Annotated in this window: 19 protein-coding genes; 10 read left to right on the top strand and 9 right to left on the bottom strand. The window is 63.8% G+C overall.

Annotated features, from left to right (window positions below):
- The first annotated feature begins 2 nt into the window (after nucleotides 1-2).
- From AC2FMD_RS08145 to AC2FMD_RS08165, 5 genes are all read left to right on the top strand, one after another.
- Nucleotides 3-932, top strand: coding sequence for an ABC transporter permease subunit (locus AC2FMD_RS08145; RefSeq protein ID WP_496681526.1), 930 nt, complete (start codon nucleotides 3-5; stop codon nucleotides 930-932).
- 1 nt (nucleotide 933) lies between these two features.
- Nucleotides 934-2,739, top strand: a complete 1,806-nt coding sequence (locus AC2FMD_RS08150; protein ID WP_496794904.1) for an ABC transporter ATP-binding protein — start codon at nucleotides 934-936, stop codon at nucleotides 2,737-2,739.
- A 247-nt stretch (nucleotides 2,740-2,986) separates the two neighbouring features.
- Nucleotides 2,987-3,880, top strand: coding sequence for a UTP--glucose-1-phosphate uridylyltransferase GalU (gene galU / locus AC2FMD_RS08155; RefSeq protein ID WP_496681531.1), 894 nt, complete (start codon nucleotides 2,987-2,989; stop codon nucleotides 3,878-3,880).
- Nucleotides 3,881-3,952: 72 nt separating this feature from the next.
- On the top strand, nucleotides 3,953-5,389 hold the full coding sequence (locus tag AC2FMD_RS08160; RefSeq protein WP_496713334.1) for a mannose-1-phosphate guanylyltransferase/mannose-6-phosphate isomerase: 1,437 nt from the start codon (nucleotides 3,953-3,955) through the stop codon (nucleotides 5,387-5,389).
- A gap of 248 nt (nucleotides 5,390-5,637) precedes the next feature.
- Nucleotides 5,638-6,723: a DUF2793 domain-containing protein gene (locus AC2FMD_RS08165; RefSeq protein ID WP_496794905.1), complete on the top strand. Its 1,086-nt coding sequence runs from the start codon at nucleotides 5,638-5,640 to the stop codon at nucleotides 6,721-6,723.
- 33 nt (nucleotides 6,724-6,756) lie between these two features.
- Here the strand turns inward: AC2FMD_RS08165 and fcl are convergent, their stop codons facing one another.
- Nucleotides 6,757-7,734, bottom strand: coding sequence for a GDP-L-fucose synthase (gene fcl / locus AC2FMD_RS08170; protein ID WP_496741636.1), 978 nt, complete (start codon nucleotides 7,732-7,734; stop codon nucleotides 6,757-6,759).
- A gap of 11 nt (nucleotides 7,735-7,745) precedes the next feature.
- Nucleotides 7,746-8,870: a GDP-mannose 4,6-dehydratase gene (gmd, locus tag AC2FMD_RS08175; protein ID WP_496681540.1), complete on the bottom strand. Its 1,125-nt coding sequence runs from the start codon at nucleotides 8,868-8,870 to the stop codon at nucleotides 7,746-7,748.
- Nucleotides 8,871-9,031: 161 nt separating this feature from the next.
- Here gmd and AC2FMD_RS08180 point away from each other — a divergent pair, with 161 nt between their 5' ends.
- A complete protein-coding gene (locus AC2FMD_RS08180; RefSeq protein ID WP_496741634.1) occupies nucleotides 9,032-10,336 on the top strand; it encodes a UDP-glucose dehydrogenase family protein in 1,305 nt (434 codons plus the stop codon).
- Nucleotides 10,337-10,346: 10 nt separating this feature from the next.
- Here AC2FMD_RS08180 and AC2FMD_RS08185 read toward each other — a convergent pair whose 3' ends face one another.
- Nucleotides 10,347-11,435, bottom strand: a complete 1,089-nt coding sequence (locus AC2FMD_RS08185) for a helix-turn-helix domain-containing protein (RefSeq protein WP_496741632.1) — start codon at nucleotides 11,433-11,435, stop codon at nucleotides 10,347-10,349.
- A gap of 142 nt (nucleotides 11,436-11,577) precedes the next feature.
- Between AC2FMD_RS08185 and AC2FMD_RS08190 the strand changes: the two genes are divergently transcribed.
- Nucleotides 11,578-12,594 (top strand): Ldh family oxidoreductase, encoded by a 1,017-nt coding sequence (locus AC2FMD_RS08190; RefSeq protein ID WP_496741630.1) that lies wholly within the window; start codon nucleotides 11,578-11,580, stop codon nucleotides 12,592-12,594.
- On the opposite strand, the gene AC2FMD_RS08195 is transcribed toward AC2FMD_RS08190, so the two are convergent.
- The 6 genes from AC2FMD_RS08195 to AC2FMD_RS08220 all read right to left on the bottom strand — a co-directional run bounded on the left by AC2FMD_RS08195 (nucleotide 12,591) and on the right by AC2FMD_RS08220 (nucleotide 18,735).
- Entirely contained in the window at nucleotides 12,591-13,616 is a 1,026-nt protein-coding gene (locus AC2FMD_RS08195) for a trans-3-hydroxy-L-proline dehydratase (protein ID WP_496741628.1), read from the bottom strand. The genes AC2FMD_RS08190 and AC2FMD_RS08195 overlap by 4 nt on opposite strands.
- A 7-nt stretch (nucleotides 13,617-13,623) precedes the next feature.
- Entirely contained in the window at nucleotides 13,624-14,862 is a 1,239-nt protein-coding gene (locus AC2FMD_RS08200) for an NAD(P)/FAD-dependent oxidoreductase (protein ID WP_496741626.1), read from the bottom strand.
- A gap of 15 nt (nucleotides 14,863-14,877) precedes the next feature.
- Entirely contained in the window at nucleotides 14,878-15,813 is a 936-nt protein-coding gene (locus tag AC2FMD_RS08205; protein WP_496713348.1) for a 4-hydroxyproline epimerase, read from the bottom strand.
- Nucleotides 15,804-16,763, bottom strand: coding sequence for a dihydrodipicolinate synthase family protein (locus AC2FMD_RS08210; protein ID WP_496713350.1), 960 nt, complete (start codon nucleotides 16,761-16,763; stop codon nucleotides 15,804-15,806). Before AC2FMD_RS08210 ends, AC2FMD_RS08205 begins: the two co-directional genes overlap by 10 nt.
- A gap of 122 nt (nucleotides 16,764-16,885) precedes the next feature.
- Nucleotides 16,886-17,944, bottom strand: coding sequence for an ABC transporter ATP-binding protein (locus AC2FMD_RS08215; protein ID WP_496741624.1), 1,059 nt, complete (start codon nucleotides 17,942-17,944; stop codon nucleotides 16,886-16,888).
- Nucleotides 17,941-18,735, bottom strand: a complete 795-nt coding sequence (locus tag AC2FMD_RS08220) for an IclR family transcriptional regulator (protein ID WP_496741622.1) — start codon at nucleotides 18,733-18,735, stop codon at nucleotides 17,941-17,943. Before AC2FMD_RS08220 ends, AC2FMD_RS08215 begins: the two co-directional genes overlap by 4 nt.
- Nucleotides 18,736-18,877: 142 nt before the next feature.
- On the opposite strand from AC2FMD_RS08220, the gene AC2FMD_RS08225 reads away from it, so the two are divergent.
- The 3 genes from AC2FMD_RS08225 (at nucleotide 18,878) to AC2FMD_RS08235 (ending at nucleotide 22,002) form a co-directional block, all read left to right on the top strand.
- On the top strand, nucleotides 18,878-20,137 hold the full coding sequence (locus AC2FMD_RS08225) for an ABC transporter substrate-binding protein (RefSeq protein ID WP_496741620.1): 1,260 nt from the start codon (nucleotides 18,878-18,880) through the stop codon (nucleotides 20,135-20,137).
- A 91-nt stretch (nucleotides 20,138-20,228) separates the two neighbouring features.
- The gene (locus AC2FMD_RS08230; protein WP_496794906.1) at nucleotides 20,229-21,152 is read left to right on the top strand and encodes a carbohydrate ABC transporter permease; all 924 of its coding nucleotides are present in this window, start codon (nucleotides 20,229-20,231) and stop codon (nucleotides 21,150-21,152) included.
- Nucleotide 21,153: 1 nt separating this feature from the next.
- Nucleotides 21,154-22,002 (top strand): carbohydrate ABC transporter permease, encoded by an 849-nt coding sequence (locus AC2FMD_RS08235; protein ID WP_496682354.1) that lies wholly within the window; start codon nucleotides 21,154-21,156, stop codon nucleotides 22,000-22,002.
- Nucleotides 22,003-22,006 lie beyond the last annotated feature (4 nt).

Consider the following 22,006-nt stretch of genomic DNA (forward strand, 5'->3'; position numbering starts at 1 on the left):
CCATGCTTGGAAAATCACAAAAAGCCGCTCGGCTGGCCGAGACCATCACCGATCACACCGCCATCCAGGGCCGGTCGCTGTGGCAGGACGCGCGGATGCGTTTTGTCCGCAACAAGGCCGCCATGGCCAGCGTGTTCATCTTGGGCTTGATCGTTCTGTTCACGATCATCGGGCCTTACTTCGCCGTCTGGAACAACGAGGAAATCGACTGGGCCGTCATGGGCGACGTGGCCGGCATGGGGATGCCGTCCATCGAAACCGGCCACTATTTCGGCGTCGACGATCTGGGGCGCGACCTGTACAGCCGGGTCATCCAGGCCACCACCACCTCGTTACTGGTGGGCCTAGTCGGGGCGGCCACCGCGCTGATCGTCGGCACCTGCTACGGCATCGCCGCCGGTTACATCGGCGGGCGCGTCGACAGCGTGATGATGCGCTTTGTCGACATCCTGCTGGCCATTCCGGCCACGCTGGTCATCATCCTGCTGCTGGTTGTGGCGGGGCGGTCTTTCTTCATGCTGTTCATCGCGCTGGGTGCGGTGGGCTGGCTGACCATGGCGCGGATCGTGCGCGGCCAGACCCTGACCCTGAAGAACCGCGAGTTCATCGAAGCCGCCCGCGCCGCCGGTGTCAGCGAGTTCACAATCATGTACCGCCACATTCTGCCCAACCTGCTGGGCGTAGTGATCGTCTATGCCTCGCTGCTGGTGCCCGAGATGATCCTGACGGAAAGCTTCATCTCGTTCCTGGGGCTGGGGATTTCCGAGCCCTATACCTCGTTGGGTCGTCTGATCGCCGAGGGCGCCGGAACCATGGGTTACGGCACGTTGTGGCAACTGATGTACCCCCTGGCATTTTACGTCACCATCATCATCACGATGTTCTTCATCGGCGATGGCCTGCGTGACGCACTGGATCCGAAGGACCGCTGACATGAGCCTGCTTTCCGTAAAGAACCTGAGCGTTCAGTTCGACACGCCCGATGGGGTGGTCGAGGCCGTCAAGAACATCAGCTTTGACATCGCCCCGGGCGAATGCCTGGGCATCGTCGGCGAAAGCGGGTCGGGCAAAAGCCAGACCTTCATGGCCGCGATGGGCCTGCTGCCGCCGGCGGGCCGGGCCACCGGGTCGGTGCTGCTGAACGGGCAGGAAATTCTGAACCTGCCCGTGAGCAAGCTGAACCAGATCCGCGGTGCCGATGTGGGCATGATATTTCAGGACCCGCTGACCGCGCTGACCCCGCATCTGCGGATCGGCCAGCAGATGCGCGAAGTGCTGAGCGTACACGAAGGCCTGCAGGGTTCGGCCGCGCGGCAACGGTGCCTGGAATGGCTGGACCGCGTCCGCATCCCCGAGGCCGCGCGCCGTCTGGACCAGTTCCCGCACGAGCTGTCGGGCGGGATGCGCCAGCGGGTGATGATCGCCATGTCGATGCTGTGCAATCCCAAACTGCTGATCGCCGACGAACCGACCACCGCGCTGGACGTGACCGTTCAGGCCGACATCCTGGATCTGATGGTGCGTCTGCAAAAGGACGAAGGCACGGCCATCGCCCTGATCACCCATGACATGGGCGTCGTGGCCCGCATGTGCGACCGGGTGCAGGTCATGCGCCTGGGTGAGTTCGTCGAGGCCGGTGACACGCGCGAGATCTTTCACGCGCCCAAGCACGACTATACTCGCACCCTGATCGAGGCCATGCCCCGCATCGACGCGGGCGATGCGCCCAAGGCGGTGGAGACCGACGAGGCCCCGCTGCTGAGGGTCGATGACGTCAAGGTGCATTTCCCGATCCACGTTCCGGGCGGCATTTTTGGCCACAAGGTGCCGTTGAAGGCGGTGAATGGGGTCAGCTTTGACATCCGCAAGGGTGAAACCCTGGGCGTGGTCGGTGAATCGGGCTGCGGCAAGTCTACCCTCGCCCGTGCCGTGCTGCAGCTTATCGAGCCGAGCGCCGGCAATGTCAGCTGGCTGGGCCATCCGATCGTCGGGCTGAAACGGGCCGAGCTGAACAAGTACCGCAAGGACCTGCAGATCGTGTTCCAGGACCCGCTGGCCAGCCTGGACCCGCGGATGACGATTTCTGCCTCGATCGCGGAACCGCTGAAAACCTATCGCCCCGACCTGACCGAGCGCGAGCGCAAGCAGATGGTCGCCGAGATGATGGAACGGGTCGGCCTGAACGCCAACATGATCAACCGCTACCCGCACGAGTTGTCGGGCGGGCAGAACCAACGCGTGGGCATCGCCCGGGCGATGATCAACAAACCCAAGCTGATCATCTGCGACGAGGCGGTCTCGGCGCTGGACGTGTCGATCCAGGCGCAAATCGTGCAGCTGCTGAAGGAACTGCAGAAGGAGTTCGGGCTGTCGATGATCTTCATCAGCCACGACCTGTCGGTGGTGCGCGCGGTGTCGAACCGGATCATGGTTCTGTATCTCGGCCGCATCGTCGAACTGGGCGATGGCGAGGTGATCTGCTCGAACCCGGTTCATCCCTATACGCAATCGCTGATCTCGGCGGTTCCGATCCCGGACCCGGATGTCGAGCGCAGCCGCCAGCGGTTGAAACTGCCGGGCGAGTTGCCCTCGCCGATGGATCCCAAGGCGGCGCTGCGGTTCCTGCCCAGCCGTCTGGCGGCGGGTCAGACCGACTATGTTCCCAAGCTTACCGAGGTTGCCCCCGGGCATCTGGTGGCCGAGCACGACCCGCTGGATGCCATTCTGGGCCAGGCCTGATCGCCGCCCCCCAAAGCCGGAACTTCGGCTTTGGGGGTTCGTCCGCTTGCCTGGTTCCCGGGCCCATAGCGTTTCACGGGTCGATCACACCAATAAGGATGCTTTTGACACAGTTAATTTCAGATGGCACGGTTCGGAAAGTTTCCGCCGGGTCGCTCAAGAGTCATTGAATGCGCTGGCCTCCCGGCCTAAGAGGGATCCCCGGCGGCAGTTTGTTCGCCCGCAGCGTATTTATTTGTGAGGTATCATGTCACGAAAGGTCACCAAGGCGATTTTTCCGGTCGCGGGATTGGGGACCCGATTTCTGCCCGCCACGAAATCGGTTCCGAAAGAAATCATGACGCTGGTTGACCGGCCATTAATTCAATACGCCATCGACGAAGCCCGCGCGGCCGGGATCACGGAATTCATCTTCGTGACATCGCGCGGCAAGTCGGCGCTGGAAGACTATTTCGACCACAACCCCGTTCTCGAGGAAGAGTTGCGGGCCAAGGGCAAAGACAAGCTGCTGAAAACGCTGGATGCGACCAACATGGAAAGCGGTGCGATCGCCTATATCCGCCAGTACAAGGCCCTGGGCCTGGGCCACGCGGTCTGGTGCGCACGACGTTTGATCGGCGACGAACCTTTTGCCGTGATGCTGCCCGACGACGTCATCGCCGCCGAAAAGCCCTGTCTGCAACAAATGGTTGAAGCCTATGAAGAAACCGGCGGCAACATGGTCGCCACGATGGAGGTGGCGCCAGAGCGCACCAGCGCCTACGGCATTCTGGACGTGGCCGAAAACGCCGGCACGGTGGTCCGCGTGCGCGGAATGGTCGAGAAGCCCAAACCCGAAGAGGCGCCCTCGAACCTGGCGGTGATCGGACGCTACATCATGGGTCCTTCGGTGCTGTACAACCTCAACCACATGAAGAAAGGCAGCGGCGGTGAGATCCAGCTGACCGATGCCATCGCCGAGGACATCGGCAACGGCGTGCCGGTCTTCGGCTATCGGTTCAAGGGCCAGCGGTTCGATTGCGGCTCGAAGGCGGGGTTTCTGCAGGCGACGGTGTCCTTCGCGCTGGCCCGCGACGACCTGCGCGACGACTTAGCCCGATACCTGAACGATATCGTCGCCACAGGCAAAGCCGCGCAGTGATGCACCGCGCCATACCTAGCCGTCAAACGGTGTAACCACCCAAATCACATCAAAAAAAGAGTATTTTTTAACATGAGCAACGTCCATCCCGTCATCTTGTGTGGAGGCTCCGGAACCCGGCTGTGGCCGTTGTCCCGCAAGAGCTATCCCAAGCAATTCGTGCCGCTGCTCGGTGAAACCAGCCTGTTGCAGGATTGCGCCGATCGGATGCGGGGTCCGGCCGAGGCACCTTTTTCCAAACCCCTGATTCTGACCAATGAGGCCTTCCGTTTTGTCGTCACCGAGCAGTTGGCCGCTGTCGGAATCGACCCCGGCCCAGTGCTGATCGAGCCCGAAGGACGCAACACGGCACCGGCTATTCTGGCGGCGGCCCTGTACCTGCAACAGCAGGACCCGGACGCGCTGATGCTGGTGGCTCCGTCGGATCATGTCGTCCCGGACAAGGCCGCCTTCTACGCCGCCGTCGAAAAGGGCTTGCAAGCTGTCGCGCAAGACCGGCATCTGGTTACGTTCGGCATCACGCCGGACCGGCCCGAGACCGGCTATGGCTATCTGAAGCTCGCCACGACGCCGGACGCTTCGGGCAAGGCCGTCCCGCTGGACCATTTCGTTGAAAAACCCGATCTCGAACGCGCCCGCCAGATGGTCGCCGACGGGAATTATCTGTGGAATTCCGGGATCTTCCTGTTCGCCGTCCGCGACATCATTTCCGCCTTCGAAGCCCACGCGCCCGATCTGATCGACCCGGTTCGAGTCGCCGTTGAAAAGGCCAAGGCCGATCTGGGTTTCCTGCGGTTGGACCGCGACGCATGGGAGCCGATCGAAGACATCTCGATCGACTATGCCGTTATGGAGCGGGCCGACAACCTGAGCGTCGTGCCCTTCGCAGGCGGCTGGTCGGATGTGGGCAGCTGGTCTGCCGTGCAGGAACTGAGCAACCCATCCGAGGATGGCGTGGCAACCGCCGGCGAGGTGACGGCGATCGACTGTCGCAACGTTCTGATCCGGTCGGAATCGCCAGCCCAGGAAGTCGTGGCGATGGGACTTGAGAATATGATCGCCGTGGCCATGCCCGATGCTGTGCTGGTAGCCAGCATGGACAAGGCGCAGGACGTCAAGACAGCGGTCGCGGCCCTCAAGGCAAAGGGCTCCAAACAGGCTGAACAGCTGCCGGTGGACCATCGCCCGTGGGGCTGGTTCGAAAGCCTGGTCGTGGGCGACCGGTTTCAGGTGAAGCGCATCCATGTGCACCCCGGCGCCGCGCTGAGCCTGCAGTCACATCACCATCGGGCCGAACATTGGATCGTCGTCGAAGGCACCGCAAAGGTCACGATCGACGATAAGGTGCAGTTGGTCAGCGAAAACGAGTCGGTCTATATCCCGCTGGGCGCTGTGCACAGGATGGAAAACCCCGGCAAGGTGCCGATGGTTCTGATCGAAGTTCAGACCGGAAGCTATTTGGGCGAGGATGACATCATCCGGTACGAGGATGTCTATGCCCGCAGCTGAGCATCCCGGCGGATGACCCCAGGGGCGGCCCCATGGCGGCCCCTTTTTTTGTGCGGCCAACAGAATCACCTTGATGCGTCGCCGCCCTTAGATGGCAACAAACCACACCATCGCCCCGATTTGTTTCGCCATTGGAAATCACCACTTTCGAATTCGTTTCCGTACCGTTCGCACGGGAAAGCGCGCCTTGACCACAGGCAGGGCAGAGTGACGCGCAAAGCACTCACTGACCCGACAGCCCAAGGAGGATGCCCGCCGTGTCACAAACCACTCCCCGCCTGAACCTGCCCTTTCTGCAACCGTCTCAGGCGCAAAAACATGTCACCCACAACGAGGCCCTGCGTGAGCTGGATCTGGTCGTACAGCTCAGCGCGATTGCGCTGAACGAAAACACCCCGCCTGCGGTACCCGCGCAGGGGGCGGTCTATGGATTGGGATCCGCGCCCACCGGCGCCTGGGCCGGGCACGCGGGCAAGCTGGCGGCCTGGCTGGACAATGGCTGGTATTTCGTGACCCCCAGAACCGGCTGGCGGATCTGGGATGAAACCGCCGGGCGGTTGAAGTCGTGGGACGGGAACGGTTGGATAGATCCGCCGGTCGAAACGTCCAACCTTGCGGGCATCGGTATCGCAACCGGCTATGACGGCACGAACCGTCTGTCGGTCCGCAGCCCGGCCACGCTGCTGACCCATGACGGGGCCGGGCATCAACTGAAGATCAACAAGGCCGCTGCATCCGACACTGCATCCCTGCTGTTTCAGTCCAACTGGACCGGCCACGCCGAGATGGGTCTGGCGGGAAACACCGACTTCTCGATCAAGGTGTCGCCGGATGGCGGCAGCTGGACCGAGGCCCTTCGTTTGGACGCGGCCACGGGCACTGTGGCCGGGGCCGCAGTTCAGGCTAGCGCGACTGACGTGACCCCCGGCCGACTGATGCGGGCGGATTTTGGCTATGGGCCGGGCAACCTGCTGGGCGCAGTCAGCCAGTCCGGCGGCACACCGACCGGAGCGGTGATCGAACGCGGCGCCTCGGCTGACGGCGAATATGTCCGCTTTGCCGACGGCACCCAGATCTGCACAACAAGCCCTGCTGGGGTCGGCTGTATCGCCAATGCCGGTGCCCTGTTTGCAAGCGCCACCCAAACCTGGACCTACCCGGTGCCCTTTGTCAGCGGCAGCTCGCCTGCCGTCTCGGGCAGTGGCGGGGCCACGGGCCGGTTCCTCAGCCTTGGAGCCGCAACCGACAGTCAGGCCGACTGGCAGGTCTTGTCGACAATCTCGGACACAACGGCAATCGCGCCTGCACTGGTCGCAATCGGTCGGTGGATCTGACCTGCTCAGCCACCCGGCCTTCGGGCCGGGCCGCTACTTGGCGCGTAGGCCGTGCTCGGGCTGCTCAAGGAACCAGGCATAGGTCTGGCGAATGCCGTCCTCGAGCCCGATGCGCGCCGTCCAGCCCATCCTCGCCAGCCGCGAAACATCCATCAGTTTGCGCATCGTGCCGTCGGGTTTGCTGGGGTCCTGGGTGATCCTGCCCTGGAACCCCGTGACCTTGGCCACCAGCGCGGCCAGTTCCGCGATCGAGACGTCCTGCCCGCACCCGACATTGATGTGGCTCAGCATCGGCTGGGTGTTGGCCTCGTAGTCGGCTCGCGGCAAGTCCAGCACGAACAGCGACGCCTCGGCCATGTCATCGACATGCAGGAATTCGCGCCTGGGTTTGCCGGTGCCCCAGATCACCACCTCGTCCAGCCCGTCGCGCGCGGCTTCGTGAAACCGGCGGATCAGGGCGGGCAGAACGTGGCTGTTTTCAGGGTGAAAGTTGTCGCCCGGTCCGTACAGGTTCGTCGGCATGACCGATCGGTAGTCGACCCCGTGCTGGCGATTGTAGCTTTCGCACAGCTTGATCCCGGCGATCTTGGCAACGGCATAGGGCTCGTTCGTGGGTTCCAGCACACCGGTCAACAGCGCATCTTCGCGCATGGGCTGGGCGGCCTCGCGCGGGTAGATGCAAGAACTGCCCAATTGCAGCAGGCGCCGCACACCGGCGGCAAAGGCCTGATGGATCACGTTGCACTCGATCATCAGGTTGTCATAGATGAAATCCGCCGGATAGGTGTTGTTGGCGTGGATGCCGCCAACTTTGGCGGCGGCAAGGATCACCACATCGGGGCGTTCGGCCTGCATGAAGTCGCGCACCGCCGCCTGATCGGTCAGGTCCAGTTCTGCGTGGGTGCGCGTGATCAGCTGCAGGTCCTCACCCTGGGCCTGACGCGTCTGAAGACGGCGCAGAATCGCGCCTCCGACCATGCCGCGATGTCCGGCGATATAGACCTTTTGCATTTTGACCCCCCTCAGCCGTTTTCGAGGCTGACCGGCAGTTCATAGCCATGCTCTTTCAACAGGGCGTGGCGTTTGGCCGTTCTCAGATCTTCCCGGACCATTTCGGCGCACATTTCCCGCGCCGTCAGTTCCGGCTCCCAGCCCAGTTTTTCCTTTGCCTTGGTCGGGTCGCCCAGCAGGGTGTCCACCTCGGCCGGACGGAAATACTGCGGGTCGATGCGCATGATCACGTCGCCCGGTTTCACAGCCGGAGCGTCCTCGCCTTCGATCGCCGTCACCGTTGCAACCTCGTCGACGCCACTGCCGGAGAACTCGACCGAGATCCCTAGTTCGGCCGCCGACCATTCGATGAACTCGCGCACCGAATACTGCTTGCCGGTGGCGATCACGAAATCCTCGGGCTGATCCTGCTGCAGCATCATCCACTGCATGCGCACGTAGTCCTTGGCATGGCCCCAGTCGCGCAGACTGTCGATATTGCCCATGTACAAGCACTGTTCGAGGCCCTGGGCGATGTTGGCCAGACCGCGGGTGATCTTGCGGGTCACGAAGGTTTCGCCCCGGCGGGGGCTTTCGTGATTGAACAGGATCCCGTTGCAGGCATACATCCCATAGGCCTCGCGGTAGTTCACCGTGATCCAGTAGGAATACAGCTTGGCGACGGCATAAGGCGAACGGGGGTGAAACGGCGTGGTCTCGCGCTGCGGGATTTCCTGGACCAGCCCGTACAGCTCGGAGGTCGAAGCCTGATAGAAGCGCGTCTTTTTCTCGAGCCCCAGAAAGCGGATCGCCTCGAGCAGCCGCAGGGTACCGATTGCATCGACATCGGCGGTATATTCCGGCGCCTCGAAACTGACCGCCACATGCGATTGCGCACCTAGGTTGTAGACTTCGTCGGGTTGAACCTCTTGGATGATCCGGGTCAGGTTCGACGTGTCGCTGAGGTCACCATAGTGCAGGCGTAGTTTGGGGTTGGGCTCGTGCGGGTCTTGATAGATATGGTCGATCCGCTGCGTGTTGAACGAAGAGGCCCGCCGCTTGATTCCGTGAACTTCATACCCCTTGGCCAAAAGAAACTCTGCCAGGTAAGAACCGTCCTGTCCGGTGATCCCGGTAATCAGCGCCGTTTTCGTCATCGAATGCCTCAAAAATCCTAGGGGTATTTGGGTTTCGCTCCTAAAACAGCAAGACGAACCAGATTGCAAGCCGGTCCGGCAGACAGCCATTGAAACCGGCGGAAGATTCTCAGAATGTGTGCCCGCCCGCCACGGTGGGTACCAGAAAGGGATAGTGGACAATGCGTATTGCGATGATCGGCACCGGTTACGTAGGGCTGGTGTCGGGGGTGTGTTTCTCGGATTTCGGCCATGACGTGATCTGCGTGGACAAGGCCGAAGACAAGATTCGGATGCTGCAGGCGGGTCAGGTTCCGATCTATGAGCCGGGGCTGGACATGCTGATGGCCAAGAACGTGGCCGCCGGACGGCTCAGCTTCACCTCCGATCTGGCCCGGGCGGTCGATGGGGCCGATGCGGTGTTCATCGCCGTTGGCACGCCGACCCGCCGCGGAGACGGGCATGCCGACCTGACCTATGTGATGGCCGCTGCCGACGAGATCGCTCGCGCCCTGACCGGCTATACCGTGGTCGTCACCAAATCGACCGTGCCCGTGGGCACCAACCGCAAGGTTCACGAGACCATTTCGGTCGCCAACCCCGTGGCCGATTTCGACGTCGCCTCGAACCCCGAATTTCTGCGCGAAGGCGCGGCGATCGACGATTTCATGCGTCCCGACCGGGTCGTGGTGGGCGTCGAGAGCGACCGCGCCGCTCAGGTGATGGCAGACATCTATCGCCCCCTGTACCTGCGGGACTTTCCGATCCTGACCACCGATCTGGAAAGCGCCGAGATGATCAAATACGCGGCCAATGCCTTTCTGGCGACCAAGATCACCTTCATCAACGAAATCGCCGGCCTGTGCGAGCGGGTCGGCGCCGACGTCAAGGAGGTGTCGCGGGGCATCGGTCTGGACGGGCGCATAGGCAACAAGTTCCTGCATGCCGGTCCCGGATATGGCGGGTCTTGCTTTCCCAAGGACACTGCCGCGCTGGCGCGGATCGGCCAGGATCACGCCTTTCCCATGCAGATCACCGAGACAGTCATGCGGGTGAATGACGAGGTCAAGAAGCGCATGATCGAAAAGATCCGCGACGCCTGCGGAGACAGCTTCAACGGCAAGACCATCGCGGTGCTGGGCGTGACCTTCAAGCCCAACACGGATGACATGCGCGATGCACCCTCGCTGACCATCGTACCGGCGCTGATCGGCGGCGGCGCTCAGGTGCGCGTGGTCGATCCGCAGGGCCGCGCCGAGGGCGAGGCCCTGCTGCCAGGCGTAGTATGGGAGGACGACCCCTATGCCGCCGTGCGCGATGCCGATGCAGTCGTGCTGCTGACCGAATGGAACGAGTTCCGCGCTCTGAACCTGTCCCAGATGGCCCGGGCGATGAAATCCCCGCGGATGGTCGATCTGCGCAACATCTACGCCCGCGAAATGGCGCTGAAATCGGGTTTCGACACCTATGTTGGCGTAGGCCGCTAGGCCCGCCGCATCACAGCGCCGCCGCCCAGACGCGGTACCGCCCCTGCCCAGTCACCTCGCGGATCAGCCTGCGGCTGGTGAACTTGTCGAGATTGCGCTGCACCGCCGCGCGCGAGGCCTGCGTCAGTTGCTCGGCCAGCGGCGCCGAAACCATGGGCCAGGCGGCCAGAACGTCGATCAGAACCGGCGGTGTCCGGCCGCTCAGATCATCGGTCGCGGCGCGAGCGCGCGACTCCCAGGCGCTGACGCGATCCAGGTGCAGCAGGGCGGCCAGCGCCGCCTGCCCCGCGCCGCGCACCCACGCGCCCAGCTTGTCTTCGGGCGCTCCTGCGCTGCGCAACGCCCCCGGCCCCGACAGCGCCAGCGGCATGAACAGCGCCCCACCCCGCCCCATCGTGGCCGCGTGGCGAGCGGCGATGACAGCGGCCTCGGTGTCCTGACCCATCCCTTGCGACAGCGCGCGCCAGGCGTGAAAGGCGATGGCCGACTGGGTCACCGGGTGCAGATCGGCGGCAGTGTCCATTACTTCGGCCAGATCGGCCACGGCCTCAGGCACCTCGTCGATGCCCTGCGCCATCCGGTCCAGAAACGCAGCCAGCCCGTGCTGCCAGCCCCCGTCGGACGGACCGGCCCCTGAGGTCAGCCGCCGCACCGCCCAGCCCGCCCGAAACAGGGCCTGTACGTCGTCGCCGGTGGCTCCGATGCGCAGCCCGGTCCACAGTGCCAGCCGGTCGACGCTGATCCGATCGCCGGTCCACCAACCCAGATCGGACACGTCCATCAGCGCCAGCCGATGCGTCCAGCCCGCCGGACCCGCCCGCAACCGTTCGTCCAACGCGCCGAAGGTCAGGGTCAACTCGGCCAGGTCCTGCGCCACGGCGGCCTGCGCCGCGCGCCACTCGCGCGGATCGAACAGCAGGCGCCGGTCCGCCCGGGGACCGGGCGGAAAAAGATCCTCGGCGGCCGGGTCGCTGTCGGGGGGCAGAAACCACAGGTCCTCGTCTTCCGGGGGATCGACATCATAGATGCTGCGCGGGCCGGCAAAGGGCTCGTCCTCGTCGGGGTCGGGGGAATGCGGTCCTGACATCATGACCTGCATTCTTCGGCGATTTTCAACGCTTCACAAGAGGGCCGGCGGCATTTCCGCCCAGCGGTGCCGGTGCTGGCGGTTATCGGGTTGAACAGGTCCGAGCTTCCCCGTTACCCCTTGGGCGACCAAAATCAGCCCAAGGGGACAGAACATGAGCGAAACGGTAAGGCTGACGCCCGAGGAAATGACCGATCTGAGCCTGAAGGTCCTGACCCATGTGGGCTATGGCCCCGACCACGCGCAGGCGATTGCGCGGATGCTGACCACCTGCCAGATGGATGATTGCCAGTCGCACGGGTTGTTTCGCCTGTTCATGTGCGCCCAGACCATGCAGGCCGGCAAGATCGACGGCCATGCACAGCCCGAGGTCACCTCCTCGGACAATGCCATCGTGCGCGTCGACGCGCGGGGCGGCATGTCGTTGCTGGCATTCCAGACCGGCATGCCGCATCTGGTCGACAAGACTCGCACCCACGGGATCGCGGCCATGGCGATCAACCGCTGTTTTCATTTCTCGGCCCTGTGGCCCGAGGTCGAGGCCCTGTCGGCCGAGGGGCTTGCGGCCATGGCGATGGTGCCCAGCCATTCCTGGGTGGCCCCGGCCGGGGGCACGCGCGGCAGCCTGGGCACCAACCCGCTGGCCTTCAGCTGGCCCCGCAGGGGCAAGGACCCGTTCACCTTCGACTTCGCCACCAGCGCCTTCGCCCGCGGCGAGATCGAGCTGTACAAGCGCGCGGGCAAACCCCTGCCCGAAGGCGTGGCGATCGACAAGGACGGCAACCCCACGACCGACCCGCAAGCGGCGCTGGACGGCGCGATGCTGACCTTCGGCGGCTACAAGGGCTCGGCCCTGTCGATCATGATCGAGCTTCTGGCCGGCCCGCTGATCGACGACCTGACCAGCCTGGAGAGCATGGAATTCGCCCAAGGAACAGGCGGCGCGCCATACCACGGCGACATCATCATCGCCTTCGACCCCGACCAGTTCAGCGGCGGGCGGCGACAGGCCAACGACGCGCGGGCCGAGCGCCTGTTTGCCGATATCCTCGATCAGGGCGCGCGCCTGCCGTCGCAGCGCCGCTTTGCCGCCCGGGCGCGTAACACCGCCCGAGGATATGCCGAGATTCCGACGCAACTTTACAGCGACCTGCTGGCCCTTCTGGACTAGGCGCCCCAGGTGTCGCGCAGGCGGTAACCTTGCGGCCAGGGATCGTCCGGGTCCAGCATGTGCTGGTGGATGCCGGTGATCCATCCGCGACCCGAGATCTCGGGCAGGATGGCGGCGCGGTCGCCAACATGGGTTGTGCCCAGTATACGGCCGGTAAACCGCGAACCGATGATCGAGACGGCCTCGAAGCTCTGGCCCGGCCGCATCTGCCCCCGCGCGGCCATCAGCGCCATGCGGGCCGAAACGGCGGTGCCGGTGGGTGAGCGGTCGACCTTGCCGGGCTGGATCGCCACCGCGGATCGGCCGGTCAGGCCGGTTTCGGTTGCGGCCAACGGTCCGCAGAAGGCGCAAAACGAAATGTGGTCCCAATCCGGGATCTCGGGATGCGCAAAGCCCAGCTGCGCATTGGCGGCATAGGTAATCGCCACCCCCAAGCGGGCGATGTCGGCGGCCTCGTCCTCGGTTATGCGCAGCCCCAACGCTGCGGCGTCGACCACGACGAAACTGTCCCCGCCATAGGCGGTGTCCACCGTCAGGGTCCCCAGCCCTTCGACTTCGAGCGGCGCGGCGAGGCGGTCGGCAAAGCTGGGCAGGTTCTGCACGAAGATCCGTTCGGCCTTGCCGTTGCGGCATTCGGCCCTCACCCGCACCAGCCCGCCCGGCGCTTCGAGCGTCAGGTGGGTCTCCGGCTCGGTCATCGGCAGGATGCCCCCGTCCAGCAGCACTGTCGCCACGCAGATCGCGTTCGAGCCGGACATGGGTGGCGTGTCTTCGGGTTCCATGATGATGAAGGCGGCGTCGGCCTTTGGGTGTTTGGGCGGCACCAGCATGTTGACATGGCGGAACACTCCGCCGCGCGGCTCGTTAAGTACGAAGTTGCGCAGGGTCTGGTCGCGGGCGATGAAGCTGCGTTGCTCCCAGATCGTGTCGCCGGGCGGCGGGGCGACGCCGCCGACGATCACATCCCCCACCTCGCCCTCGGCATGGGCCGAGATCACGTGGATGGTCTTGCTGCTGCGCATCACCCGCTCAGAACCGGGTGGCGGCGAAGGGATCGACCTGGATGGCCGGATCGGTGCCGTCGACCAGCGCGCCCACCAGTTCCGCGGTGCCGGCCGACTGGGTCAGGCCCAGATGGCCGTGCCCGAAGGCATAGACCAGGTGCGGCGATTTCGGAGACCGCCCGATCACCGGAATGCTGTCGGGCAGCGAGGGGCGGAATCCCATCCATTGCGTCCCGCCTTCGGTCTTCAACCCCGGCAGGAACTGGCGCGCCTTGTTCAACAGGGTATCGGCGCGTTTGAAATTGGGCGGCAGGTCAAGCCCGCCCAGTTCGACCGCACCACCGATGCGAACACCGCCGTTGATTTTGGTGGCCACGAAAGCATGCCGCGAGAACGCCAGGTGCAGCCGCAGGTCGAACGCGCCCGGCGGCAGGGTCGTGTTGTAGCCGCGCTCGGTCTCCAGCGGAATCCGGTCGCCCACCGTACGGGTCAGGTGGTGCGACCATGCGCCCGCGGCCACCACGACCTTGCTGGCATCCGCCGCCCCCTGATCGAAGCGCACCCAGACGCCCGTGTCCGACAGCTCCAGCGCGCGCACGGGGCGCGTCTCGATCACCCCGCCACGGTCGCGGAACACCTGCGCCAGATGCTCGACCCAGCGTTTGGGATCGACGGTATTCCACCAGTGCGGCGTGAACCCGGCATGGGTAAAACGTGGGCTGAGCCCGGGCTGGATCTCAGCGATCGCTTCGGGGCTTTCCAGCAAGTCGAAGGCGATGCCATGCTGGCGACGCAACTCCCACGTGGGCAAGGCGGCACGGAACTCGGCCGCGCTTTCGTACAACTGCAACTGCCCGTCACGCTGCATCATCGCCTCGCCACCCGTATCGGCGATCTGCCGTTCGGTCGCGGCCTGGCACAGGCGCATCAGGCTGGCCTGCGCGGCGACCAGCGCTTGATACCGGCTGGGGCGACTGGCCCGCCAGAACCGCCACATCCACGGCGCGATCTGCAGGGCATAAGCGGGCGGGATCGACAGCGGCCCCAACGGATCGAGCAGCCATTTTGGGGCCTTCTTCATGATCCCGGGGGTGGCCAGAGGTTCGACCTCGGGGAAGGCGAACGCTCCGGCATTCCCCGCCGAACTGCCCGCGGCCACGCCTTCGCGGTCCAACACCTGCACGGCGTAACCCCGACGCTGCAGCTCAAGTGCCGCGCTGATGCCGACCACGCCGGCACCTATAACGATGACGTCTGTCTTCATGTGATCTCTATTTTTTCATGTGATCGCTATACCCGAACGGAATGCATCGGCGGGATCAAAAATCAAGCGGCTTTCGGCCATCACGAAAGCCTGACCGGTGATCGAGGGGATCACCCCGCCGTTCGGACCAGGCTGATAGGACAGCCGATAGGGGCTGCCGATGACGCTGGCCTGCACGATTTCATCACCGGGCGCCAAGCGCCCGTCGGCCGCCAGACACGCCAACCGCGCTGAACTGCCCGTGCCGCAGGGCGAGCGGTCATAGGCGTCATCGGGGCACAGAACGAAGTTTCGGCTGTGGACGTCGGGGGCCGGCGCGGCCTCCTGAAAGATCACATGATCGATCGGCTCTCCGGCTTCGCCGCCGATACCCGCGGCATTGGCCGCACGGCGGATGGCGACGCCCAGGTCGGTCAGGGCTCGGATATTCGCGGGCTCGACCGGCACCGGGCTGGGATCGACGATGAAGAACCAGTTGCCGCCATAGGCGACGTCACCGGTCACCGTGCCGTGGCCCGGCACCTCGATCTCGACCGCGCGGGCCACGCGGCGGCTTTCGACATTCGTCACCGTCACCGTGTGCGCGTCATGCAGCCGGACCGAGACCACCCCGGCCGGTGTCTCGATCCGATGCGTGCCAACCCCGATCCGGCCCAGATGCGCAAGCGTCACGGTCAGCCCGATCGTGCCGTGCCCGCACATGCCCAGCACCGCATCCGCGTCGAAATAAATTACCCCGGTCACGCAGTCCGGGTCGACCGGCGGCACCAGCAGCGCTCCCACCATCGCCGGCTGGCCGCGCGGCTCGCGCAGGACCGCGTGGTAGAAATCGGCGTGGTCGCGGGCCAGCCTCCCGGCCCGGTCGGCCAGCGGGCCGCTGCCCAGATCCGGCCCGCCCTCCAGGATCACCCGCGTGGGTTCGCCGCCGGTATGGCTGTCGATCACATGCATTCGGCGATCACCCCGCCCTGCCGCGACCAGTCCGCGAACCAGTTGCGGAACAGCGCATATTGTTGCTCGCAATAGCGGCGCTGCGCGTCGCTCAGCTCGTCAGTCTCGTTGAAATGCAGGCGGTATTCCTCTTCGCCGTTCAGCACCAGCAGGTATTTGTAGTACAGCACCAGGTCAGTGCCCTCGTCGAAACTGGACAGCACGCCAAGCGCCTCGTCCAGTTCGCGGGCGCGCAGGCGGGCCTCGGTATGGCCCTCGGCCGCCTTTTTCGACAGCGCCGCCAGCAACAGCGCCTCTTTCGGCAGCGCGGTGCCAATGCCGGTGATCGACCCGGTGGCCCCGCAGTTGACGAAGCCGTTGTAGACCTCGGTATCGACGCCGACCATCAGCGTCACCTCATCGTCGCGGCTGGTGATGTGCTCGGCCGCATAGCGCAGGTCGGCGCTGCCGCCGAATTCCTTGAAGCCCACCAGGTTGGGGTGTTCGGCCCGCAGCGCAAAGAACAGATCGGCGCGGGTGGCAAAGCCGTAGACCGGGCTGTTGTAGATAATCGCAGGCACGTCGGGCGCCGCCGACAGGATGGCCTTGAAATGGTTGCGCTGCGCCGCCAGCGAGCTGCCGCGCGACAGCACCCGCGGAATCACCATCAGCCCCACCGCACCGACTTTCTGCGCATGCGCCGCATGCGCCACCGCCGAGCGCGTGTTGATCGCCCCCGTGCCCACCACGACCGGAAGGCCCGCCTGCACCAGACGCTCGACACCTTCCATACGCTGGTCATCGGTCAGCAGCGGCCAGTCGCCCATCGACCCACAATAGACAACCGCGGACATCCCCGCCTCGATCATCTGCTGCCCTTTGCGAACCAGAGCGTCATAGTCAGGGGTTCGGTCGGCCTTGCACGGCGTCATCAAGGCCGGCATCGTGCCCGAGAAAACATTTGGTCGCATCGGCAGTCCTTTTCTTGCAGATCCTGCCTCTGCGTTAGCGGTTTTCGGGTTCGGAATCCACGGGAATCACAGCGCGCCCAGCCCCCGGCCCGGCGCGTGTGGACGTGGTTGTCGAGGACCGTTCAGCGCAGCCGCTGGCCGGTTTCGGAATCGAACAGCATTGCGCGTTCGGGCCGGACCGAAATCCCGATCCGCTCGCCCGTCTTGCTGCGCTGGTCGTCGCGCTCTTCGACGATCAACTTGTCACCATTTGGCGTCAGAAGATAGCTGTAGGACACGCCGCCTAGCGCCTCGGTCAGATCGACGGTGCAGCTGTCACCGGACCGATCGACGCCGATATGTTCCGGGCGGATCCCCAAGGTCACCTTCCTGGCATCAGCCGGCACCCCTTTTGTCACGGGAATCGTGTCCGTCAGGGCGGGATGGCGCACCGTTCCATCGACGACATCGCATTCCAAAAAGTTCATTGCGGGCGAGCCGATGAACCCCGCCACGAACCGGTTGTCGGGGTCGCGATACAGATCCATCGGAGCGCCGACCTGCTCGATCCGGCCATCGCGCAGCACGACGATCTTGTCGGCCATCGTCATCGCTTCGACCTGGTCGTGGGTGACGTAGATCATCGTCGCGCCGATCTCTTGGTGCAATCGAGCGATTTCGACCCGCATTTCTACGCGCAACTCGGCATCGAGGTTCGACAGCGGCTCGTCAAACAGGAAAACCTCGGGGCCGCGCACGATGGCCCGGCCGATGGCGACCCGCTGACGCTGCCCACCCGACAGGGCCTTGGGCTTGCGCTTGAGATACGGGTCCAGTTTGAGGATTTCTGACGCTTCGGCCACCTTCCGGTCGATCTCGGCCTTGGGCACGCCGTTCATGCGCAGACCAAAGCCCATGTTCTCGGCCACGGTCATGTGCGGATACAAGGCATAGGTCTGGAACACCATCGCCACGCCGCGCTTGGCCGGGTCCATGTGGGTCACGTCACGCTGACCGATGCGGATTTCGCCTTCGCTGGTTTCCTCCAGCCCGGCGATCATCCGCAACAGGGTGGATTTGCCACAGCCCGACGGCCCGACGAAAACGCAGAACTCTCCGTCCTCGATTTCCAGATCAATGCCGTGAATGACCTGGGTCTGGCCATACCGCTTGATTGCGCCCTTCAGGGTAACGCCTGTCATGATGCTTGCATCCTGTCCTTGCGGCCCTCGGGGAACCGCCATGCTTCGGCTTCGGCCCCGATCTGGTCGGCGGCACACCGCACCCGAGGGACCCATTTCTTCAACTGATCGAAATCCATGCGCTGGGTCGACCCGGTGATCGAGATCGCCCCCAGCATCCGTCCGCCCGATGTCAGAATCGGACAGGCCACGCAGATGATGCCGGGCTCGTGCTCTTCATCATCCATGGCAAAGCCCCGTTGGCGGATCCGGGCCAGATCGGCCCTCAATTCGGCCTCGGAGGTCAGCGTCCTGTCGGTGAAGCAGTGAAAGCTTTGCTGCGAAATCGCCTTGTCCAGCAGGTCGTCATCCAGATAGGCAAGCATCGCCTTGCCCACGCCGGTGCAATAGGCCGGGCCGACCTTTCCGGCTTCGGAATACATCTCGACCGGGTTCTTGGCATTGCGCTTGTCCACATACAGAACCTGACTGGAATCAAGCTGCGCAAGGTGCACCGTCTCGCCGGTTTCCAGGCTGAGCGCATCCAGGATCGGCCGCGCGATCGGCGCCAGAGAGCTTTGCGTCCAGGCCGAATGCGCCAGCCGCACCAGCCGCAGCCCCGGCGAATAGGTCTGCCGGTCTGGGTCGTAAGACAACATGCCTTGATTGGTCAGCGACTGCAGAAACCGGTACAGGGACGCCTTGGGAAAGCTGCTACTTTCCAGCAATTCGGCGAACCGCACAGGCCGGCCGAACGCCGCGACCTGCTCCAGCACCTCACATGCCTTGCCGATGGTTCCGTCACCTGCCACGGGTCTGAACTCTCCTCCACCTCCCCTTGCGGACGGGCCGCGAGGGTATTGACAAGCCTAGCCGATTCGATGTGTAGTTTTCAATATATAAAACTTGGTTTCACTATTTGGAACCGCTAAATGGAAGCTAAGGGAGGAAACCATGCATTCCATGTTCAAGCGCACGACGGCGGCACTGGCTGTCAGCGTGGCAATTGCAGCCCCGGCCGCGGCGGAACTGACCGGCGAGCTGCGCATTTTCCTAGACACGTCGAACCCCGCGCCGCGCGCGACGATGGAGGCGATGATCGGCCGGTTCGCCGAGAAACACCCCGGGCTCGAGATCGAGACCACCGTGATCGACCGCGAAGCCTACAAGACCCAGATCCGCAACTTCCTGACCGCCGACACGCCTGACGTGGCCACTTGGTACGCGGCCAACCGCATGCGTCCCTATGTCGAGGCGGGTCTGTTCGAGGACGTGTCGGACCTGTGGGCCGAGCCCGAGATCGCCGAGAACCTCGCCTCGACCAAGGGGGCGCTGACCATCGACGGCAAGCAGTGGGGCGTGCCCTACACCTACTATCAGTGGGGCGTCTACTATCGCAAAGACATCTTTGACGAACTGGGCCTGAGCGAGCCGAAGACCTGGGACGAGGAAATCTCGAACTGTCAGAAGATCGTGGATTCGGGCCGGGCCTGCTATACCATCGGCACCAAGTTCCTGTGGACCGCGGGCGGCTGGTTCGACTATCTGAACATGCGCACCAACGGGTTCGATTTCCACATGGACCTTGCCGCGGGCAAGGTCAGCTGGGAAGACGAGCGGGTCAAGCAGACCTTCGCCAACTGGAAACAGCTGATCGACATGGGTGCGTTCATCGACAACCACCAGACCTACAGCTGGCAAGAAGCCCTGCCCTTCATGGTTCAGGGTGATGCCGCGGCCTATCTGATGGGCAACTTCGCCGTGGCACCGCTGCGCGAGGCCGGTCTGACCGATGACCAGCTGGACTTCTACCAGTTCGTCACCATCAACCCCGATGTCGAACTGGCCGAGGACGCGCCGACCGACACCTTCCACATTCCGGCCAACGCCTCGAACAAGGAAGCGGCCCGCGAATTCCTGCGCTTCGTCGTCTCGGCCGAGGAGCAGACCATCATCAACAATGGCCAGAACCTGGGCCAGCTGCCGATCAACGCCAAATCGTCAGTGGATGATGACAAGTTCCTGCAGGAAGGCTTCAAGATGCTGTCGACCAACAGCCCCGGCGGCGTCGCCCAGTTCTGGGATCGCGACGCACCGGCGGAAATGGCCAAGGTGTCGATGGAAGGCTTCCAGGAGTTCATGGTCAAGCCGGACAACCTGGACAAGATCCTGGCCAAGCTGGAACGAGCGCGCCAGCGCATCTACGACAATTGATCGGGTGGTGGCCGGGGCAACCCCGGCCACGCCTCAGCCAATCACAGGACGGGTCTGACCCCGTCCCGCCTTCTCCAAACCGGGATTGACCATGACCGCCGTCGACGTCACCGAACACGAAAGCTGGTTCCACAGAAATCAGCAACGTATCGCACCCTGGCTGTTTCTGGCTCCGGGCGTGCTGTTCTTCATGGTCTACGTGATCATCCCCGTTTTCCAGTCCTTCAACCTGTCGCTTTACGAATGGGACGGGCTGGGCGCCGCCGAATATGTCGGCATGCGCAACTATGAAGACCTGTATTGGGAATGGGTCGACCGCGACGCCTTCTATGTCTCGTTGAAGAACAACCTGATCTGGCTGGTCATGTACCTGCTAGCGATCCCGGCCGGCCTGTTCATCGCGCTTTTCCTCAACCAGACGGTCTGGGGCATCCGGCTGTACAAGTCGCTGTTCTTCTTTCCCTTCGTCATCAGCCAAGTCGTGGTCGGGCTGGTCTTTACGTGGTTCTACGACCCCACATTCGGCCTTCTCAACGAGTTTCTCAGCTGGTTCGGGCTGGGCCCTGTGAACATCCTGGGGGATGAACGCTTCGTCACCTACGGCATAATTTTCGCGGGACTCTGGCCGCAGACCGCCTATTGCATGATCCTGTACCTGACCGGCCTGAACGCCGTGGACCCCGAACAGATCGAGGCCGGCCGGCTGGACGGCGCCAAGGGCGGGCGGATGCTGTGGCATATCATACTGCCGCAACTGCGCCCCGCGACCTTCATCGCCTTTGTCGTGACCATCATCGGCGCGCTGCGGTCGTTCGACCTGATCTCGATCATGACACAGGGCGGGCCGTTCGGATCCTCGCGCGTGCTGGCCTATTACATGTTCGAGGTCGCCTTGTCGGAATACGGGTTCCGCATGGGCTATGGCGCGGCCATCGCCGTGATCCTGTTCCTGATCATGCTGTGCTTCATCGCCTACTTCCTATGGTCGATGTACCGCGAAGAAAAGGGTTACTGAGATGTTTCCCAAACCGATCGAAAAACAACCCCGCGCGGCGCAGATTTCCTATCAGGCGATGCTGCCGATCGCCCTTCTGCTGTGGCTCGGCCCTCTGCTGGCCGTGGCCCTGTTCTCAATCAAGCCCGAGGCGGATTTCACCAACGCCAACTACTGGGGCCTGCCCTCCAGCTTTGAAGGCGCCAGGAACTACGGTCAGGTGTTCTTCAACTCGGACATGCCGCGCTATCTGCTGAACTCGTTCCTGATCACGGTTCCCACGGTGATCGGCGCGGTGGCGCTCAGCTGCATGACCGGGTTTGCGCTGGGGATTTACAAGTTCAAGTCGAACCTGTGGATCTTCTTCATGTTCGTGGCGGGCAACTTCGTACCCTTCCAGATCCTGATGGTGCCGGTGCGCGACCTGACGCTGGACTTGGGGCTCTACAACACGAAAACCGGCCTGGTGCTGTTCCACATCGCGTTCCAGACGGGGTTCTGCACTCTGTTCATGCGCAACTTCATCCGCGCCCTGCCGTTCGAGCTGATCGAGGCCGCCCGGGTCGAGGGCATCAGCGAATGGCGCATCTTCTGGTACGTCGTCCTGCCGCTGATGAAGCCCGCGATCGCCGCGCTCAGCGTGCTGATCTTCACCTTCATCTGGAACGACTATTTCTGGGCCGTCGTGCTGACCCAGGGGGCCGAGAGCCAACCCGTCACCGCCGGCATCACCAGCTTCAACGCGCAGTTCCGCGCCGCCTATCACTTGATGAGTGCCGGCTCGATCGTCGCGGCCCTGCCGCCGGTGGCCATGTTCTTTCTGATGCAGAAACACTTCATCGCGGGTCTGACCCTCGGTGCCGTAAAATAACGCC

It is taken from the genome of Ruegeria sp. BHSC276, from assembly GCF_059612945.1.